This window comes from Sulfurimonas sp. ST-25, assembly GCF_048079205.1.
In the GTDB taxonomy this organism is placed as follows: Bacteria; Campylobacterota; Campylobacteria; order Campylobacterales; family Sulfurimonadaceae; genus Thiomicrolovo; species Thiomicrolovo sulfuroxydans.
Genome location: NZ_CP182225.1, coordinates 2337534 through 2353553, shown reverse-complemented (window position 1 = coordinate 2353553; position 16020 = coordinate 2337534). Strand labels below are relative to the sequence as shown.

The window sequence follows — 16020 nt, the reverse complement described above, 5'->3', positions numbered from 1 at the left end:
ATCCCTAGATGTAACAGGCCCCCATATAGTTGTACTTTTGCGGAAGCTCCTTGTATCCGCTCCCCTGAAGCAGATGCATTTTGCTCAGCATGACCGGAATCAGTTGTGTTAAAAAGTCCTGCAATATCGTTTGAACCTGCCCGAGTTCACCGGAGCTCAGCGGAAGATTTTTGTCTTTCCACAAGGGTGAAGAAGCGACCTCCGAATATTTGACACAGCCTGAAATGGCATCGGGGTCCTGATTGTTATCGGTGATCCTGACCGCTTCCAGTGTTTTGGTGTCATAGAGCCCGAAGTTAAGCCCGTCGAGCAGGAACAGATCATTCTCTTTAAATCGTAGAATCTGTCTGACTCTGAAATTTGGGTTCATCCAGCCTTTGATGATTAGCACGTAATCAATCTTCTTTTTCAACAGGGTGTTTTGAATCTTCTCCATGAGCATATCTGCGTTGATGAAGTACCCTTTTTCGGCAACGATCGATTTGCGCTTTGCCATGTCCAATAGTTTGCCCTTGGAGAGATGCAGGTCAACAACGGTCATCGGAGAGTAAAGGTCGATTTTCTTTGTGACATTTTTATAGACGAGGTCATAGAGGTCCCAGGATGAAATGTCATATTCAAAGGAGGTGTTCTCGAAAACCGTTACCCCGAAATACTCGGACACAAGCGTTTCCTCGAAAAGGGGGATAACGGCAAGACGCGTCTGCTTCACGAGTTTCTCACGCGGGACGGGTTTGGTAAAACATCCTGTCAGGATAACGGAGAGGAGGAACATCAATGTAAAGGCGACAAATTTCACGTGGTTACCTCTATGGAATGATCTTTATCACAATAATACCTTATAAAACTATTTTTTAACCAAAAACTACATATTTTACAATTGTAAAGGAGCGCGATTTGACCGGGACTTGAAGCGTCCGGCTTTATTCGGTATAATTGCGGTCTTAAAATCCGCACCCGTACGGATTTAAAAAATATACCGATATACGTACAGAGCGTGTATCAAAAGGCTTAACGATGAAAAAAGGTATTCACCCGGAATACATGGCTTGTACAGTCACTTGCGCCTGCGGCAACACATTTGAAACAAAGAGCACGAAAGATGCGATGCGTATCGACATCTGTAACGAGTGCCACCCGTTCTTCACCGGTTCTGAGCGCCAGGTAGACACTGCCGGACGTATCGAGAAGTTCAAGCAGCGCTACAATATGAAATAAAACGTTGCGGGCGTCAACGCCTTGCAACGTCAGCGGGTCCGCTGGCACAGCAGGCCCCGTACCCCGAGGGGCACTTCCTTCGGGCGCGCGCCCCTGGCGCTTTTCCCTCTTTTGTTTACCTGATAAAGGTCCTTGAATATGCTTACCCTTGTTCCCACCCCGATCGGAAATATTGCCGACATTTCACTGCGTGCGATGGATGCGCTGGTCAATGCGGACGTCCTGCTCTGCGAAGATACCCGTGTCACGAAGAAGCTGCTGCACCTGCTCAAAGAGCGTTACGGCAAAGCGGCAGGAAAAGAACAGTCGTTCCTATCCGTCCACTCCCACAGTGAGCACCGTTTTCTTGAGAAAACCGACCCGTCGTTTTTTGAACAGAACGTTGTTTATGCCAGCGATGCGGGGATGCCGGGGGTGAGTGACCCGGGGCAGATGCTGGTGCGCTACTGCATCGACCACGGCATCGCCTATGATGTGCTCCCGGGGGCCAATGCGGTCTTGACGGCATTCGCCGCCAGCGGTTTTGCCGAAACGCAGATGCTCTTTTTCGGCTTTCTCCCCCACAAAGGCAGCGACAGGTCCGGGGCGCTCACGCGGGCGCTCTACAACGGCTATACGACGGTCCTGTACGAATCCCCGCACCGTTTGGAAAAGCTTTTGAACGAAATCGCAGACACTGAACCATCGCGTCGGATTTTTGCCGCCAAAGAGTTGACGAAAATGCATCAGCGTTACCTGCACGGCACGGCGGCGGAACTCCTCGAAACCCTTGGCGGTAATTACAAAGGGGAGTGGGTCGTCGTGATCGAGGCGGGGGAACTACGCGATGCGACCTTTACGGAAAAAGAGATTCTTGCACTTGACCTTCCGAAGAAAGCAGCGGCGAAGCTGATCGCGAAACTGACGGGTGAAACTCCCAAAAGCTGTTATCAAAGGTTACTGGATACCGGTAAATAACACACACTTTCTCGAAGCTAATTTCTGCGCAGATAACAATCCATTTCTAACAGAAAATTGGTTACAATCCAAGCATGTTGATATATGGAAAGCAACCGGTTTACTATCTGATCTCCCGGCACCCCGAGAAGATCGAGACGCTTTACCTCGCCAAAGAGTTGGAGGCGAAAGAGTATAACCGTCTGATGCGTATGGGGTTTGCGGTGAAGCGCATCCCCCCGGATGCGGCGCAGAAGATGAGCCGCAGCGGCAACCATCAGGGCTTCCTGGCGGAAACGGCCGCGCTGGAGCCGACACCGCTAGCCACCCTGGCGGCGAAGGAGTTCGTCGTCGTGCTCTGCGGCATCACCGATGTCGGCAACATCGGTGCCATCGCCCGCAGTGCCTATGCCCTCGGTGCGGACGGTCTCGTCGTCACCGGGATCAAATCCCTCGCCCTGGAACCGGTCGTGCGCAGTTCGACCGGTGCGCTTTTCGACCTCCCCTTTAATGTGACCACGAACCTGTATGACGCTTTGACCGAACTCAAGAACAGAGGGCACCGTCTTTACGGCGCCGTTATGGAGGGCGAAGACGTGCGCACCCTTGCCTTTGAGGGCAAAAGGGCGCTCCTGCTTGGCAACGAGGGCGAAGGTATCCCGGCCCGGGCCGTCCGCCGGCTGGACCAGGGGGTGCGCATCGCCATGGCGCACGGGTTCGATTCGCTCAACGTCAGCGCAGCGGGTGCAATTTTAATGGAGAGGATGCGTACGGCATGAATACGGTATCGGTGATCGAAACGCTAAAACAGATCGGTATCGCCGATCTCAGCATGCGGACCCACATTTCGACCGACAATATGCAAAAGCTGTTGGCGGGGGATTTCGACGCCTTTTCAGCCATTCAGTTTAACGGGTTTGTCACAATCATCGAACGGGAGTTTGATGTTGACCTGACCGAGTGGCGGCAGCAGTTCGCCGCCTCCGGCCCCGCCCCATTGGAGCCTTTGGCGGCATCCGAGGAGGACCCTTTCGCCAATGTGGCCAAGTCCAAAAAACGCCAGCGTCTGACGGTCGCAGCACTGGTTGCGGCACTGCTGGCCGTGATCATCGTGACCTATCTTGTTCTCGGCACCGGCGGGAAAACGGAAAAGTTCGAACTGAACAATACGGCGATTGATCAGGCGCGGGCGACCATGGCCGCCATGAATACGACAACGGCGCCGAGTACACTCGCCGAAGCCGATGCGATCCAGGAAGCGCACCAGAACATCGCGGCCGAGCCGAATGCCACCGTTGCGGAGGAGAACGCTTCAGTGGCTGCGGCGGAGGCTGTCCCGGTTGAGAACAGCGTCTATGAAGACGTGATTCTTCGACCTATAAGTACATCGATATGGCTCGGCGTCATTGACGCGAAAACCCATAAGCGGAGCGTTTATACGACCGAAGAGCCCGTTCGGCTTGACGGAACGAAAGCGTGGCTGATCGTGACGGGCCACGGATATTTTTCCCTCGACTGCGGAGGGAAAGAGCTGCACTTTAAGCAAAGTGAGCGGGTCCTGCTGGAGTATAACGAGGGTGTATGCCGTGAGCTTGACGAAACGGAATTCAGAGCGCGCAACAAGGGACAGGTGTGGTAAAAAAGATCGTTTTTCTGCTGGGCATTGCCCTGTCGGCGTGGGCGCAGACACCGCTGCTTGAGAAGGTGAGCTCACTGATCGGAGAGCAGACGTACAGTCGGAACGAGGCTTTTGTCAAGATCATCTTCGCCGACCGCAGCCGCTTTGTGCAGGGGGACCGGATTGATGTCGTCAAAGTCGTGGAGACCCTCAAGGAGAACGGTCTGCTTTCGCTCTTTTACAAGCGGCCCAAAACGCTGGAGCTGACCTTTGAAACGAACGGAAGCCCGCAGTTCTTTATGATGCTGATGAATGAGACGCTCCGGGGCATGGGGTATACCCACTACCTGACGGATTCGGCGATGCTGTCCAACGCCGGCTACAGCTGGCGTATCAAGATGCAGTCCGAATACGCTACCGATCCGACCGCCCTGCAGCAGGCGCTGTCGCGCAGAGGGTGCGGCATCCTCGATATCGAGCGCAACAGTGATACGCAGTGGCGCTATTTTATCGATATGAGTGCCGCGCATTTGGAACTGACACCGCTGGAGGTGGGAAAGAAGATCCGGATGAAGCGGCTGGTCTACCCGCGCTGGCTGGATGTTTCCAAAGCGGGCAGCCTCACCCTTTGGAGCCTGTCAGGAAATAACTGGTATCCTTACATTGCATTTTACGACGACGATTTGCGCCTGCTCAAGCTCTACAAAAGGGACAAGCGAACCCGGCAGATCACCATCAACCTTCCCCGCGGCTGCGCCTACGTGAAGATTGCGGATCTTTACAGCCGGAAGAACATGAATGCAGGCCTGAGTGTGAAAGCGCAATAGTCGCATTTAGGATAAAAAAACAATGTTTGACGAAATCCAGTTTGACCGCATCCGCCGTCTCCCGAAGTACGTTTTTGCTGAAGTGAACGACCTGAAAATGGCCGAACGCCGTGCCGGGGCGGATGTCATCGATTTCAGTATGGGCAATCCTGACGGCGACACCCCGGAACATATCCGCGACAAGATGGTCGAATCAGTCATGAAGACGAAAACCCAGGGCTATTCCCAGTCCAAAGGGATCTATAAACTCCGCCTGGCGATCTGCGACTGGTACAAGCGCCGCTACGACGTCGAGCTCGACCCGGAAACCGAAGCGGTCGCAACGATGGGCTCCAAAGAGGGGTACGCCCACCTGGCCTATGCCATCACCAATCCCGGCGACGTCGCCGTCGTCCCGGACCCGACCTATCCGATCCACTCCTACGCCTTCATCCTTGCCGGCGGCAGCGTGCAGAAGATGCCGCTGATCTTCGACGAAGATTACAACGTGGACGAAGATGCCTTCTTCGAACACCTCGAGACGGCCTTCAAAGATGCCTTCCCGAAACCGAAATACGTGGTTGTCAACTTCCCGCACAACCCCTCGACGGCAACGGTGACACCGGCGTTCTACGAGCGCATCGTCGCGATGGCGAAGCGGGAGCGTTTCTACGTCATCTCCGACATCGCTTACGGTGACATCACTTTCGACGGCTATCAGACGCCCTCGATTATGAGCGTCGAAGGGGCCAAGGACGTCGCCGTCGAATCGTTCACGCTCTCAAAGAGCTACAACATGGCCGGATGGCGCGTCGGTTTCTTTGTCGGGAACAAGAAGCTCATCGGCGCACTGCAGAAGATCAAAAGCTGGCTGGATTACGGGATGTTCACCCCGATCCAGGTCGCCGCGACCGTGGCGCTCAACGGTGATCAGAGCTGCGTGGACGAGATCGTCCGCAAGTACGATGTGCGCCAGGACGTCCTGATCGACGCCTTTACCCGTGCCGGCTGGCCGATCCGCCGCAACCGCGCCTCCATGTTCGTCTGGGCGAAGATCCCTGACTGCGCGGCGCACCTGGGCTCGCTCGAGTTCGCCAAGCGTCTCCTGGTCGAGGCACAGGTCGCGGTCGCCCCGGGCATCGGCTTCGGCGAATACGGCGAAGGGTATGTCCGTATCGCCCTGATCGAGAACGACAAGCGTATCCGCCAGGCGGCGAAGAACATCAAACAGTTCCTGAAGCAGTTCGAGGAAAACGCCGATGCTTAAAGTCGGCGTGATCGGTGTCGGGACCGTCGGCACCGCGGTGGTTCAGATCCTCGAAGACAACAAGGAAATGATCACGGCGCGGGCCGGGACGGAAGTGGTCGTCAAGACCGGTGTCGTCCGAACCCTGAACAAAGAGCGCGGGATCGATATCGCCCTCACCAGTGACCCCTATGAGGTCGTGAACGATCCGGAGATCGATATCGTCGTGGAACTGATGGGGGGCGTCGAAGGCCCCTTTGATGTCGTCAAAAAGGCGCTGGAGAACGGCAAGGCGGTCGTTACGGCGAACAAGGCCCTGTTGGCGTACCACCGCTATGAGCTCCAGGAGCTGGCCGGGGATCTTGCCTTCGAGTACGAAGCGAGCGTTGCCGGCGGTATCCCCATCATCAACGCCCTGCGCGATGGCCTTTCGGCCAACCACATCGAGAGCATCAAGGGGATTATGAACGGCACCTGCAACTACATGCTCACGAAAATGACGGATGAGGGTATCGCCTTCGACGCCATCCTTAAAGAGTCCCAGGAGCTCGGCTATGCCGAGGCGGACCCGACCTTCGACATCGGCGGCTTCGATGCGGCGCACAAACTGCTGATCCTCGCCTCCATTGCCTACGGGATCGATGTCAAACCCGAGGATATCCTGATCGAGGGGATCGAGTCCGTCACCCAGGAGGACATCGCCTTTGCCAAGGAGTTCGGATACGCGGTCAAACTGCTGGGCATCGCCAAGCGCGACGGCGACGCCGTCGAACTGCGGGTGCATGCGGCCCTGATCAGCAAAGAGCAGATGATCGCGAAGATCGACGGCGTAATGAACGGTGTCAGCGTTATCGGCGACCGCGTCGGTGAAACCCTCTATTACGGACCGGGTGCCGGCGGAGACGCGACGGCGAGCGCCGTTGTCGCCAATATCATCGACATCGCCCGGGCCGGGGGGAAACGTTCGCCGATGCTCGGCTACAACACCCCGCTGGAACATGGGCTGAGACTGCGCCCGAGCGACGAGATCGAGACCAAGTACTACCTGCGCATCCGTGTCGAGGACCGTCCGGGTGTCCTGGCCAAGATCACCCAGCTCTTCGGCGAGTTTGAGATCTCCATCGAGACGATGCTGCAGCGTCCCGCTTCCGGCGGCTATGCGAACCTGCTCTTCTCCACGCACAGTGCGGTCGAAGGCAATATGAAAGAGGTCCTCTCCCAGATCGAAGGGCTCTCCTTCGTCATGGCGAAGCCGGTCATGATCCGGATCGTTTAAACCTTTACCATCTGCTTTTCAGCCGCTTTCAACACGAAGCGGCCCCTTGTCACTCTTTGTACGCTTTACGACTCTTTAAGCAGCATCAGTCCCCGAACGAATAGAAAAAGTACAAAGGCGACTGCGCCGACGGGCGGCAGTACGAAGGTCAGCAGCGCCAGCAGCCCGGTATAGAGCTTTTTGCCGCCCGTCATCAGGTAGCTGCCGTAACCGACGCCGGCGGTGAGGGCGAGCCAGGCGAGAAAGAGGAAGAGGGTACTGCTCTTCTCCATCAGGGGCAGAAGGCGCTCAAAGAGCTGGATCAGCAGGTAGACGACGGGGAGGCTCAGCCAGGCGATGGCGAAGAGCGGGATGAGCGTCCGCGTGAATGAACGGGTACGCGCCCAGAGCGCCGCGACGAAGAGCAGGGCGCCGGCGGTGTGCAGTGTGACAAGCATCCAGACTGTTTTGATATGGGACGCCTTGTCCGCCTCGGTCAGGGCGTGATGCAATTTCAGCGTCTTGTATTGGGCGAATTCGGCTCCGAAGGTGTAGAGGATACCGCTGAGGGCGACCAGCGCGACCAGGGCGATACCCTGGAAGAGCGTTGCCTGAGAGCTTGACTGCCGTGCGACGAAGAGCATGGCGTACCCGATCCCCAGCAGTGAAATGGCGAGAAGCGGCAGTGCGCCGTAGCGTATCAGGGGGAGATGGATCACGGCGAGGCTGGCGATACCGACGGCGTAGGCGAAGGCCCCCATCTCCAGAAGTTTTTGACGTTCCTGCAGAGTGCTATTCATCTAATGTATCTCTCTTTTTGGATTTATTATACTATGTTGAAACAATATGTCATATGAGGTCAGGGTACAGCAGATTAAGCCCCCAACCGCTAGACTTTTTTAAAAATTTCAGGTGCACGTCCGCGACGTGTGCTTACCAGGATTGAACATGGGCAATTCGGTCAAAGTGATCGACAGCGTCTGTACCTACTGCGGCGTCGGCTGTGACATCGAAGGGCATGTCGAGGACAACCAGATCGTCAAGATCGGCGCCTCGGCGGACGGCTATGTTTCGCAGGGCAAGCTCTGCATCAAAGGCAAATACGGTTTTGACTTCGTCAGTGACGCCAACCGTCTCCGCACCCCGCGGATCCGCAAAAGCTTCCTGGCAAAGAACCCGGCGATTGCCGAGGCGTTCGGCGGAAAACTGCGCGATTTCGACGAGACCTGGTTCGAGTGCGACGTCGATACCGCAGTGAGTGCGGCGGCGATGAAGCTGCGCGAGATCCAGTCGAAACACGGCGAAAAGAGCTTCTGCGCGATCGGCGGGGCGCGTACCAGTTGCGAGAGCGCCTACCTTTTCCAGAAGTTCACCCGCCATACGATGAACTCCCCCCATGTCGACAACTGTGCCCGCGTCTGCCACAGCCCCAGCCTCAAAGGGATGCGTACGACGATCGGCGAGGGGGCGGCGACGAACCCCTATAACGACATCTATGAAACGGAGTTCATGGTCGTCATCGGTTCAAATACGACCGAGGCGCACCCCATCGTCGCCAACCGCATCGTCGAGGCGGCGCAGAAGCACCACAACCTCGCCGTCATCGACGTGCGCGATATCAAACTGATGAAGTTCGCCAAGCACAAGGCGATTATCCCCCACGAGGCGAACCTGCTCATTCTCAATATGATGGCCCGGGTCATTATCGAAGAGGAGCTCTACAACAGAGACTTCATCGAAACACGCACGAAGTGGTTCGAGGAGTACAAAGAGAAGATTCTGGGTGACCCCTATACGGACCCGGACTATTTCAAGCAGGTCAGCGGTTTCGAGCACCTCGCCAAGCTGATCCCGAACATCGCCCGCGAATACGCGGTGAAGAAGTCGATGATCTTCTGGGGGCTGGGGATTACCGAACACCTCGACGGCTCTTACGCGGTCATGGCGATCACCCACCTCGCGCTGTTGACGGGGAACATCGGCCAGACCGGGGCGGGGCTGATGCCGCTGCGCGGCCAGAACAACGTCCAGGGCGCCTGTGACATGGGGTGTCTGCCCTACTACGACCCCGATTACCAGAAGCCCAAGGAAGAGGGGCTCATGACGCCGCAGCTCGTCGACGCGATGCTCGAGGGCAAGATCAAGGCGGTGCTCAACATGGGCGAGGATATCACCCATATCCACCCCAACCTCAACAAGATCGACAGGGCGTTCGAGCAGCTGGAGCTGCTGATGGTCCAGGAGATCATGATGAACGACGTCGCCAACCGCGCCGATATCGTCGTCGGGGTCAAGTCCGCCTACGAGAAGACAGGGGTCTACGTCAACGCGATGCGCCGTCTGCACCTCTCCCAGCCGCTGGTGCAATCGGACCTGCCTGATGACTGGGAAGTGATCCAGATGCTCGATAACAAGATGGGCGGCAGCTACGATTACAAAGAGAGTTCCGAGGTGTGGGACGAGGTTCGAGAAGTCGCCCACCGCCGCTTTAGCGGCGCCTCCTACATGCGCCTAGAGCGCCACCGAAAGCGGGGGCTCCAGTGGCCGGTCTACACCGAAGATACCCCGGTACTGCACCTGCTCGACTTCCGGACGCCCGACGGTCTGGGGCAGTTCCACTACCACCAGTACGCGCCCCGCGGCATGGTCCCCGAGCTCATCGCGAAAAAACGGGTTGAAGACGGCTACTATCTGACGACGGGTCGTACGTTGGCCCATTACAACAACGCCGCCCAGACGAAGGCTTCCGAGCGCCTGAACAAGCGTTATGACGAAGATATTCTGCTGGTGAGCGAAACGGATGCGGCGGCCTTCCCGACGGAAAAGGCGGTCCTGCATACCGAATACGGCTCCTCGGCCCCGCTGCGGATCAAGATTACCGACAAGGTACAGCCTGGCACGCTCTTTGCAACTTTCCACCATGCGGGTTCGCGCATCAATGCGCTTTTCGGGGACAAGCGGGACGAACTGATCCTGACGGCGGCGTTCAAATCGATCAAGGTCCGGGCCGAAGCGGTATGAGCCGGGCTGCAGGGGACGTCGCCGAACAGCAGGCCGTCGATTTTCTGCGCGAACGCGGTTTCAGCGTCATCGACAGGAACGTCAGCAGCCGTTTCGGCGAGATCGATATTCTGGCCATGCGGGATGAGGTGCTCCACATCATCGAGGTCAAAAGCGCGCCGACCTTCGAGCAGGCGGCCAACAACATTACACCGGCGAAAATCCGCAAGATCCTGATGACGGCGGAAAGCTACATGAAACAGCACCGTCTGGAGCTCGATTACGCGTTGGATGCGGTGATCGTCAGCGGCGGAAAATGCGAATTACTTGAAAATATCACCTTGTAAATATCCTTCAGAATCCGCTTATTTTAAATAGGATAATATTTCTCCGATTTAAAAGTGTCGGGGGCAGATCGTTCCTAATAAAAATTATCATGTGAAGTTTACTTTTTAAAATTTACAGGTATAATGAAGACACGATATTCACGAAAGGAATTCAAAATGGGAAAATATGTTGAACTGACGGCCGCTACATTTGAGGAAACTGTAAAAGAGGGTGTTACACTGGTTGACTTCTGGGCGCCGTGGTGTGGACCGTGCCGTATGATCGCGCCGGTGATCGAAGAGCTGGCTGAAGATTACGAAGGCAAAGCCACGATCGCGAAAGTGAACACGGATGAAGAGCAGGACATCGCCGTAAAATTCGGTATCCGCTCCATCCCGACGGTCATGATCTTCAAGAACGGCGAAGTCGTTGATCAGATGATCGGTGCCGCTTCCAAGCAGGCGTTCGAAGAGAAAATCAACGCACACCTCTAATACTTTGCAGGCGCTCGCCTGCACCCCAACTTTAAACTTCTCACTGCTTCTGTGTCAAAGTCCATCTTTAGTATGTTAGCGATATTATTTCTCCATTAATTACCGTAAGGGAATAAAGGGTTTTCCATGCTCGATTGTGCCATTATCGGAGGCGGCCCGGCCGGACTGACCGCAGGGCTTTATACGACGCGCGGCGGCTTGAAAAACGTCGTGATGTACGAACAGGGTATGCCCGGCGGCCAGATCACGGGCAGCAGCGAGATCGAGAACTACCCGGGGGTCACCGGCGAAATCTCCGGTATGGACCTGATGATGCCGTGGCCGGAGCAGTGTATGCGTTTCGGGCTCAAACACGAGATGGTCGCGGTGACCAACGTTGCGCGCACGGCGGAAGGAACCTTCCGTATCACCCGCGAAGACGGCAAGGTCGACGAAGCGCTGAGCGTCATTGTCTGTACCGGCTCGACGCCCAAACGTGCGGGATTCGAGGGTGAGAACGAGCTCTTCGGACGCGGTGTGAGCAGCTGTGCCACCTGCGACGGGTTCTTCTACAAGGGCAAGGAAGTCGCCGTGATCGGCGGCGGGGATACGGCCCTTGAAGAGGCGCTCTATCTCGCCAAAATCTGTTCCAAGGTCTACCTGGTACACCGCCGCGACCGTTTCCGCGCCGCACCGAGTACGATCGAGCGGATCATGAACACGGAGAACATCGAACTGGTGCTGGATGCCTCGCCCGCAGAGGTCTATGGCGACGCCATGGGCGTGAACGGGCTGCGCGTCGCTCTGCGCGACGGTTCGACCCGTGACCTGCCGGTCCCGGGCGTCTTCGTTTTTGTCGGGCACAACGTCAATAACGCCGTGCTGAAACAAGAAGACGGCAGCTGGCTCTGTGATGTCAACGACTGGGGGCAGGTCATTGTAGACCTGAGTATGCGGACCAGCACTCCGGGGCTCTTTGCCGCGGGCGACCTGCGCATCGAAGCACCGAAACAGGTTGTCTGTGCCGCGGGCGATGGTGCGACGGCAGCGCTGCAGGTGATCACGTATGTGGATGAAAAACAAAACGCTTAGAGGATGAGAATGGTAAACGTCGGAATTTACGGGGCGACCGGCCGTGTAGGCAAACTGCTGATCGAGGATCTGGGCCCGGAGGAGACGCTGAGGCTCTCCGCGGTCTATGTCCGCAACAGCCTGGAGGCCTCCCTGCCGGAGGGGACACTGGTGACCAATGACGTGGAGGCCTTTGTCGCAGCGTCGGACATCATAATCGATTTCTCCCTGCCCGAAGCGGCCCAACCGCTGCTCGAAACCCTGCTGAAAACCCCCAAACCCCTGGTGAGCGGGACCACGGGGCTGAATGTGCACCAGCTCAACCTGCTCAAAGAGCTCAGCGGCGTGGCGCCGGTGCTGTACGCGACGAACATGTCCCTGGGCGTGGCGCTGCTGAACAAGCTTGTCAACCTCGCTTCCAAGACACTGGAGGGGTTCGACATCGAGATTGTCGAGATGCACCACCGCCACAAGAAAGACGCTCCGAGCGGTACCGCGCTGACCCTGGCCGAATCGGCGGCAGCGGGCCGCGACCTCGACCTTGACAAGGTCCGCGTCAGCGGCCGCAACGGCAATATCGGCGAACGCACCGGTGACGAGATCGCCGTCATGGCGCTGCGCGGCGGCGACATCGTCGGACGCCATACCGTCGGTTTCTATAACGACGGCGAGTTCATCGAACTGAATCACACTGCCACCAGCCGCAACACCTTCTCCAAGGGTGCCATCCGTGCGGCGAAGTGGCTGCATACGCAACCCAGCGGCCTCTATTCCATCGCCGACTGCCTCGGACTATAATAAAAGGAGTCATATGCGTCAATCATTGAATGAAAAATGTGCCGTCGTCGGCATCTTCAACCATGTCGAAGCCTCCAAGCTCGCCTATTTCTCCCTGCATTCGCTGCAGCACCGCGGCCAGGAGGCGGCGGGCATCAGTTCCGGAGACGGGGAACGTCTGCACACCATCAAAGACCGCGGGCTCGTTACCCAGGTCTTTGACGAGCAGAAACTGGCGACGCTCAAAGGGCATATGGCCATCGGCCATACCCGCTATTCTACGGCGGGGGACGACTCCATCCTCGATGCCCAGCCGGTCCATGCCAATTACGACCTGGGACAGATCTCCATCGTCCACAACGGTAACCTGACCAATGCCCAGGAGGTCCGCAACAAGCTCATTAAAGAGGGGGCGATCTTCCAGAGCTCCATGGATACGGAGAACCTGATCCACCTGATCGCCAGAAGTACGCAGAGCAAACTCAAAGACCGCATCATCGATGCCGTCAAACAGATCGAGGGGGCGTTCTCGCTCGTCTTTCTGAGCCGTACCAAGATGTTCGCGGTGCGCGACCGTTTCGGCTTCCGTCCGCTGGCTCTGGGACGTATCGGCGACGGTTACGTCGTCGCGTCCGAGACCTGTGCTTTTGATCTGATAGGCGCGACCTATATCCGTGACGTCGAACCGGGCGAAATGCTCATCTTTGAAAAAGGGAAGGCACCGCAGTCGCTCAAAATCTTTGACGGAACCCCGAAGCACTGTATCTTTGAGTACGTCTACTTCGCCCGTCCCGACTCCGAGGTCTTCGGCAAAAACGTCTACCAGAAGCGCAAGAACATGGGTGTGCAGCTGGCCAAAGAGCAGCCGATCGAGGCGGATATGGTCGTGCCCGTCCCCGACGGCGGCGTGCCGGCGGCCATCGGCTATTCGCAGGAGAGCGGGATCCCCTACGAGATGGGGATCATGCGCAACCACTACATCGGCCGTACCTTCATCGAGCCGACGCAGGAGATGCGCGATCTCAAGGTCAAGATGAAGCTCTCCCCGATCCGCGAACTGATCGAGGGCAAACGCCTCATCGTCATCGACGACTCCATCGTTCGCGGGACGACGAGCCGCCGCATCGTGCGTATGCTCAAAGAGGCGGGTGCGGCCGAGGTGCATATGCGCATCTCCAGCCCGCCGACGACGGACCCCTGTTTCTACGGCGTTGATACGCCGAACAAAGAGAAGCTGATCGCGGCAAATATGAGCATCGAGGAAATCTGCCACTACATCGAGGCGGACTCTCTGGCGTTCCTCAGTACCGAGGCGCTGATGCGTTCGGTGCGGGCCGAGGGCAGCGAATACTGTACCGCCTGCTTTACCGGCGAGTACATCGTCTAGGGACACATTTGCAGCCGAAGCAGATCTACACTTTCGGGACCTATCTCCAGGAGAAATTCGGGGAGAAGGTCTTCAAGGTCTCCATCTCCATCTCCGGCTTCACCTGCCCCAATATCGACGGCACCGTCGCCCGGGGCGGCTGTACCTTCTGCGAGAACGACTCCTTCAGCCCGAGTCTTGACAAGGTACAGCCGCTCAAGGGTTTCCACCTGAACCTGCAGAGCAAAGAGAACCCCTACCTCCCCAAGCAGCTCGAGCAGCTTGAAAAGCAGTTCGACGTCCTTTCGGCGAGACTGCGCCGCGAATACGGGGCAACGAAGTTCCTCGTCTATTTCCAGTCCTTTACGAACACCTACGCCCCCTTCGCGACGCTCAAGGCGCTCTACGACAAGGCGCTCTCCTTTGATGACGTCGTGGGGCTCAGTATCGGGACGCGCTCGGACAGCATCACCGACGAGACCCTCGACTACCTCGCAGAGCTGGCCAAAACGAAAGAGATCTGGGTCGAGTACGGTATCCAGTCCGTCTACGACGAGACCCTCGAGCGGATCAACCGCGGCCACGACAGCGCCAATGTCGAGCACTGGATCAAGAAGAGCAAGGCGGCGGGCCTGCATGTCTGCGGCCACCTCATCTTCGGCCTGCCGGGCGAAACGCAGGCAATGATGCTTGAGACGGCTATGAGGGCGTACGAGTGGGGGATCGACTCGGTGAAGTACCACCCCCTCTATGTCGTGACGCGAACGGCGCTGGCCAACGAGTATGCCCGGGGCGAGTTTACGCCGATTACGGAGGAGGAGTACCTCGATACGCTGCTCAAGGCGATCGAGATGAAGCCTGCGAATGTCTCCGTGCAGCGTATTACCGCCGGGATCGATAACGATACCCTCATCGCGCCGGCGTGGTGCCGGGACCGGAATACGCAGGTGCGGCATATCAATGCGGCTTTGAAACAGATCGGGCTGAAGTACTGAGTTTTTTTGTTCCCTTTCTTCTTTGTTCGCACAAAGAAGAAACCGAACCCGAAAGAAGAAAGTGCGAAAGGCTGCCGCTTTCGGGGCATTCCATTCCCCGGTAATCCTCTCGATACGCTAATTATCATTCAAGACTTGATAGAAGAAGTAGATACTGGCATAGATTTTTGCAGTATCTACTTTAGATAAGGATAGCCATTTGGCTAGGATGGGCGTGAGGCCTTTTCCGCGATGCCGCTTATGCCGAAGCGGCGGGCGAGCTCCTGCTTGATGCGGTCGGGGGAGATGTTCTTGTAGCCCAGGGCGACGAGGACGTGGTAGGTGAGGTCTGCCGCTTCGTAGACGATCTCTTCCTCGTCGTTATCTTTGACGGCGAAACTGAACTCCCCGGCCTCTTCGACGACCTTTTTGAGGATCGTGTTTTCCCCTTTGCTCAGCAGCTTGGCCGTCCAGGAGGTTTCCGGGTCGGCGTTCTTGCGCTCGAGGATCGTGTGGTAGAGGGTGTCGATGACGCCGTAGGCCGCGGTCATATCGACTTCGACTGCCATGGTCTCGCTGCCGCTGTCGAGCTCGGAGAAGAAACAGGATTTGCGGCCGGTGTGGCAGGCAACGCCCTCCTGTTCGACCTTGAGCAGCAGGGTGTCGTCGTCGCAGTCGATGAGGAACTGCTTGATGTGCTGCAGGTGGCCGCTGCTTTCGCCCTTTTTCCACAGCCGCTGCTTTGAGCGGGAGTAGTAGTGGGCGAGTTTCGTCTCCAGGGAGAGCTGGAGGGCTTCGCGGTTCATGTAGGCCATCATCAGGACTTCGTTCGTATGGACGTCCTGCACGATAACGGGAAGCAGTTCCTGTTTTTGCCAGTCGACCCGATTGAGAATTTCTTGCATGTTTTTTCCAGGAAAAAAGGATTGAATCAAAACGGAGGTGCTCCGGCT

17 protein-coding genes are annotated in these 16020 nt (G+C 57.0%); 14 read left to right on the top strand and 3 right to left on the bottom strand.

The genetic code is table 11. The annotated features are described in order from the left end of the window. Positions 1 to 4 precede the first annotated feature (4 nt). Positions 5 to 799: a hypothetical protein gene (locus ACM66T_RS12135; protein ID WP_231019285.1), complete on the bottom strand. Its 795-nt coding sequence runs from the start codon at positions 797 to 799 to the stop codon at positions 5 to 7. Between the two features lie 218 nt (positions 800 to 1017). Here ACM66T_RS12135 and rpmE point away from each other — a divergent pair, with 218 nt between their 5' ends. The 7 genes from rpmE to ACM66T_RS12100 all read left to right on the top strand — a co-directional run bounded on the left by rpmE (position 1018) and on the right by ACM66T_RS12100 (position 7100). After that, positions 1018 to 1218, top strand: a complete 201-nt coding sequence (gene rpmE / locus ACM66T_RS12130; RefSeq protein ID WP_231019284.1) for a 50S ribosomal protein L31 — start codon at positions 1018 to 1020, stop codon at positions 1216 to 1218. A 138-nt stretch (positions 1219 to 1356) separates the two neighbouring features. Then, positions 1357 to 2175 (top strand): 16S rRNA (cytidine(1402)-2'-O)-methyltransferase, encoded by an 819-nt coding sequence (gene rsmI, locus ACM66T_RS12125; RefSeq protein WP_231019283.1) that lies wholly within the window; start codon positions 1357 to 1359, stop codon positions 2173 to 2175. 74 nt (positions 2176 to 2249) lie between these two features. Then, positions 2250 to 2933, top strand: coding sequence for a TrmH family RNA methyltransferase (locus tag ACM66T_RS12120; protein ID WP_231019281.1), 684 nt, complete (start codon positions 2250 to 2252; stop codon positions 2931 to 2933). Further along, complete coding sequence (locus ACM66T_RS12115) at positions 2930 to 3793, top strand: hypothetical protein (RefSeq protein ID WP_231019280.1); 864 nt, start codon at positions 2930 to 2932, stop codon at positions 3791 to 3793. Before ACM66T_RS12120 ends, ACM66T_RS12115 begins: the two co-directional genes overlap by 4 nt. Beyond that, positions 3787 to 4599, top strand: a complete 813-nt coding sequence (locus ACM66T_RS12110) for a hypothetical protein (RefSeq protein ID WP_231019279.1) — start codon at positions 3787 to 3789, stop codon at positions 4597 to 4599. The genes ACM66T_RS12115 and ACM66T_RS12110 overlap by 7 nt, the downstream gene beginning before the upstream one ends. 22 nt (positions 4600 to 4621) lie before the next feature. Beyond that, positions 4622 to 5845, top strand: a complete 1224-nt coding sequence (locus ACM66T_RS12105; protein ID WP_231019278.1) for an LL-diaminopimelate aminotransferase — start codon at positions 4622 to 4624, stop codon at positions 5843 to 5845. Then, on the top strand, positions 5838 to 7100 hold the full coding sequence (locus ACM66T_RS12100; protein ID WP_231019277.1) for a homoserine dehydrogenase: 1263 nt from the start codon (positions 5838 to 5840) through the stop codon (positions 7098 to 7100). Before ACM66T_RS12105 ends, ACM66T_RS12100 begins: the two co-directional genes overlap by 8 nt. 65 nt (positions 7101 to 7165) lie before the next feature. Here ACM66T_RS12100 and ACM66T_RS12095 read toward each other — a convergent pair whose 3' ends face one another. Beyond that, complete coding sequence (locus ACM66T_RS12095) at positions 7166 to 7879, bottom strand: hypothetical protein (protein ID WP_231019276.1); 714 nt, start codon at positions 7877 to 7879, stop codon at positions 7166 to 7168. 148 nt (positions 7880 to 8027) lie between these two features. On the opposite strand from ACM66T_RS12095, the gene ACM66T_RS12090 reads away from it, so the two are divergent. The 7 genes from ACM66T_RS12090 (at position 8028) to ACM66T_RS12060 (ending at position 15088) form a co-directional block, all read left to right on the top strand. Then, positions 8028 to 10100, top strand: a complete 2073-nt coding sequence (locus ACM66T_RS12090; protein WP_231019275.1) for a molybdopterin oxidoreductase family protein — start codon at positions 8028 to 8030, stop codon at positions 10098 to 10100. Continuing rightward, positions 10097 to 10426: a YraN family protein gene (locus tag ACM66T_RS12085; RefSeq protein WP_416768610.1), complete on the top strand. Its 330-nt coding sequence runs from the start codon at positions 10097 to 10099 to the stop codon at positions 10424 to 10426. Before ACM66T_RS12090 ends, ACM66T_RS12085 begins: the two co-directional genes overlap by 4 nt. A gap of 156 nt (positions 10427 to 10582) precedes the next feature. Next, positions 10583 to 10900 carry a thioredoxin gene (gene trxA, locus ACM66T_RS12080; RefSeq protein WP_231019273.1) on the top strand — a complete coding sequence of 106 codons (318 nt, stop codon included), beginning with the start codon at positions 10583 to 10585 and terminating at the stop codon, positions 10898 to 10900. A 126-nt stretch (positions 10901 to 11026) separates the two neighbouring features. Continuing rightward, positions 11027 to 11971, top strand: a complete 945-nt coding sequence (locus ACM66T_RS12075) for an NAD(P)/FAD-dependent oxidoreductase (protein WP_416768609.1) — start codon at positions 11027 to 11029, stop codon at positions 11969 to 11971. Positions 11972 to 11980: 9 nt separating this feature from the next. Further along, positions 11981 to 12748 carry a 4-hydroxy-tetrahydrodipicolinate reductase gene (dapB, locus tag ACM66T_RS12070; RefSeq protein WP_231019270.1) on the top strand — a complete coding sequence of 256 codons (768 nt, stop codon included), beginning with the start codon at positions 11981 to 11983 and terminating at the stop codon, positions 12746 to 12748. A gap of 13 nt (positions 12749 to 12761) precedes the next feature. Then, positions 12762 to 14114, top strand: coding sequence for an amidophosphoribosyltransferase (gene purF / locus ACM66T_RS12065; protein ID WP_231019269.1), 1353 nt, complete (start codon positions 12762 to 12764; stop codon positions 14112 to 14114). Between the two features lie 8 nt (positions 14115 to 14122). Continuing rightward, complete coding sequence (locus tag ACM66T_RS12060; protein ID WP_231019268.1) at positions 14123 to 15088, top strand: TIGR01212 family radical SAM protein; 966 nt, start codon at positions 14123 to 14125, stop codon at positions 15086 to 15088. A 203-nt stretch (positions 15089 to 15291) separates the two neighbouring features. On the opposite strand, the gene hisIE is transcribed toward ACM66T_RS12060, so the two are convergent. Beyond that, positions 15292 to 15972, bottom strand: a complete 681-nt coding sequence (gene hisIE, locus ACM66T_RS12055) for a bifunctional phosphoribosyl-AMP cyclohydrolase/phosphoribosyl-ATP diphosphatase HisIE (protein WP_231019267.1) — start codon at positions 15970 to 15972, stop codon at positions 15292 to 15294. Positions 15973 to 16020 lie beyond the last annotated feature (48 nt).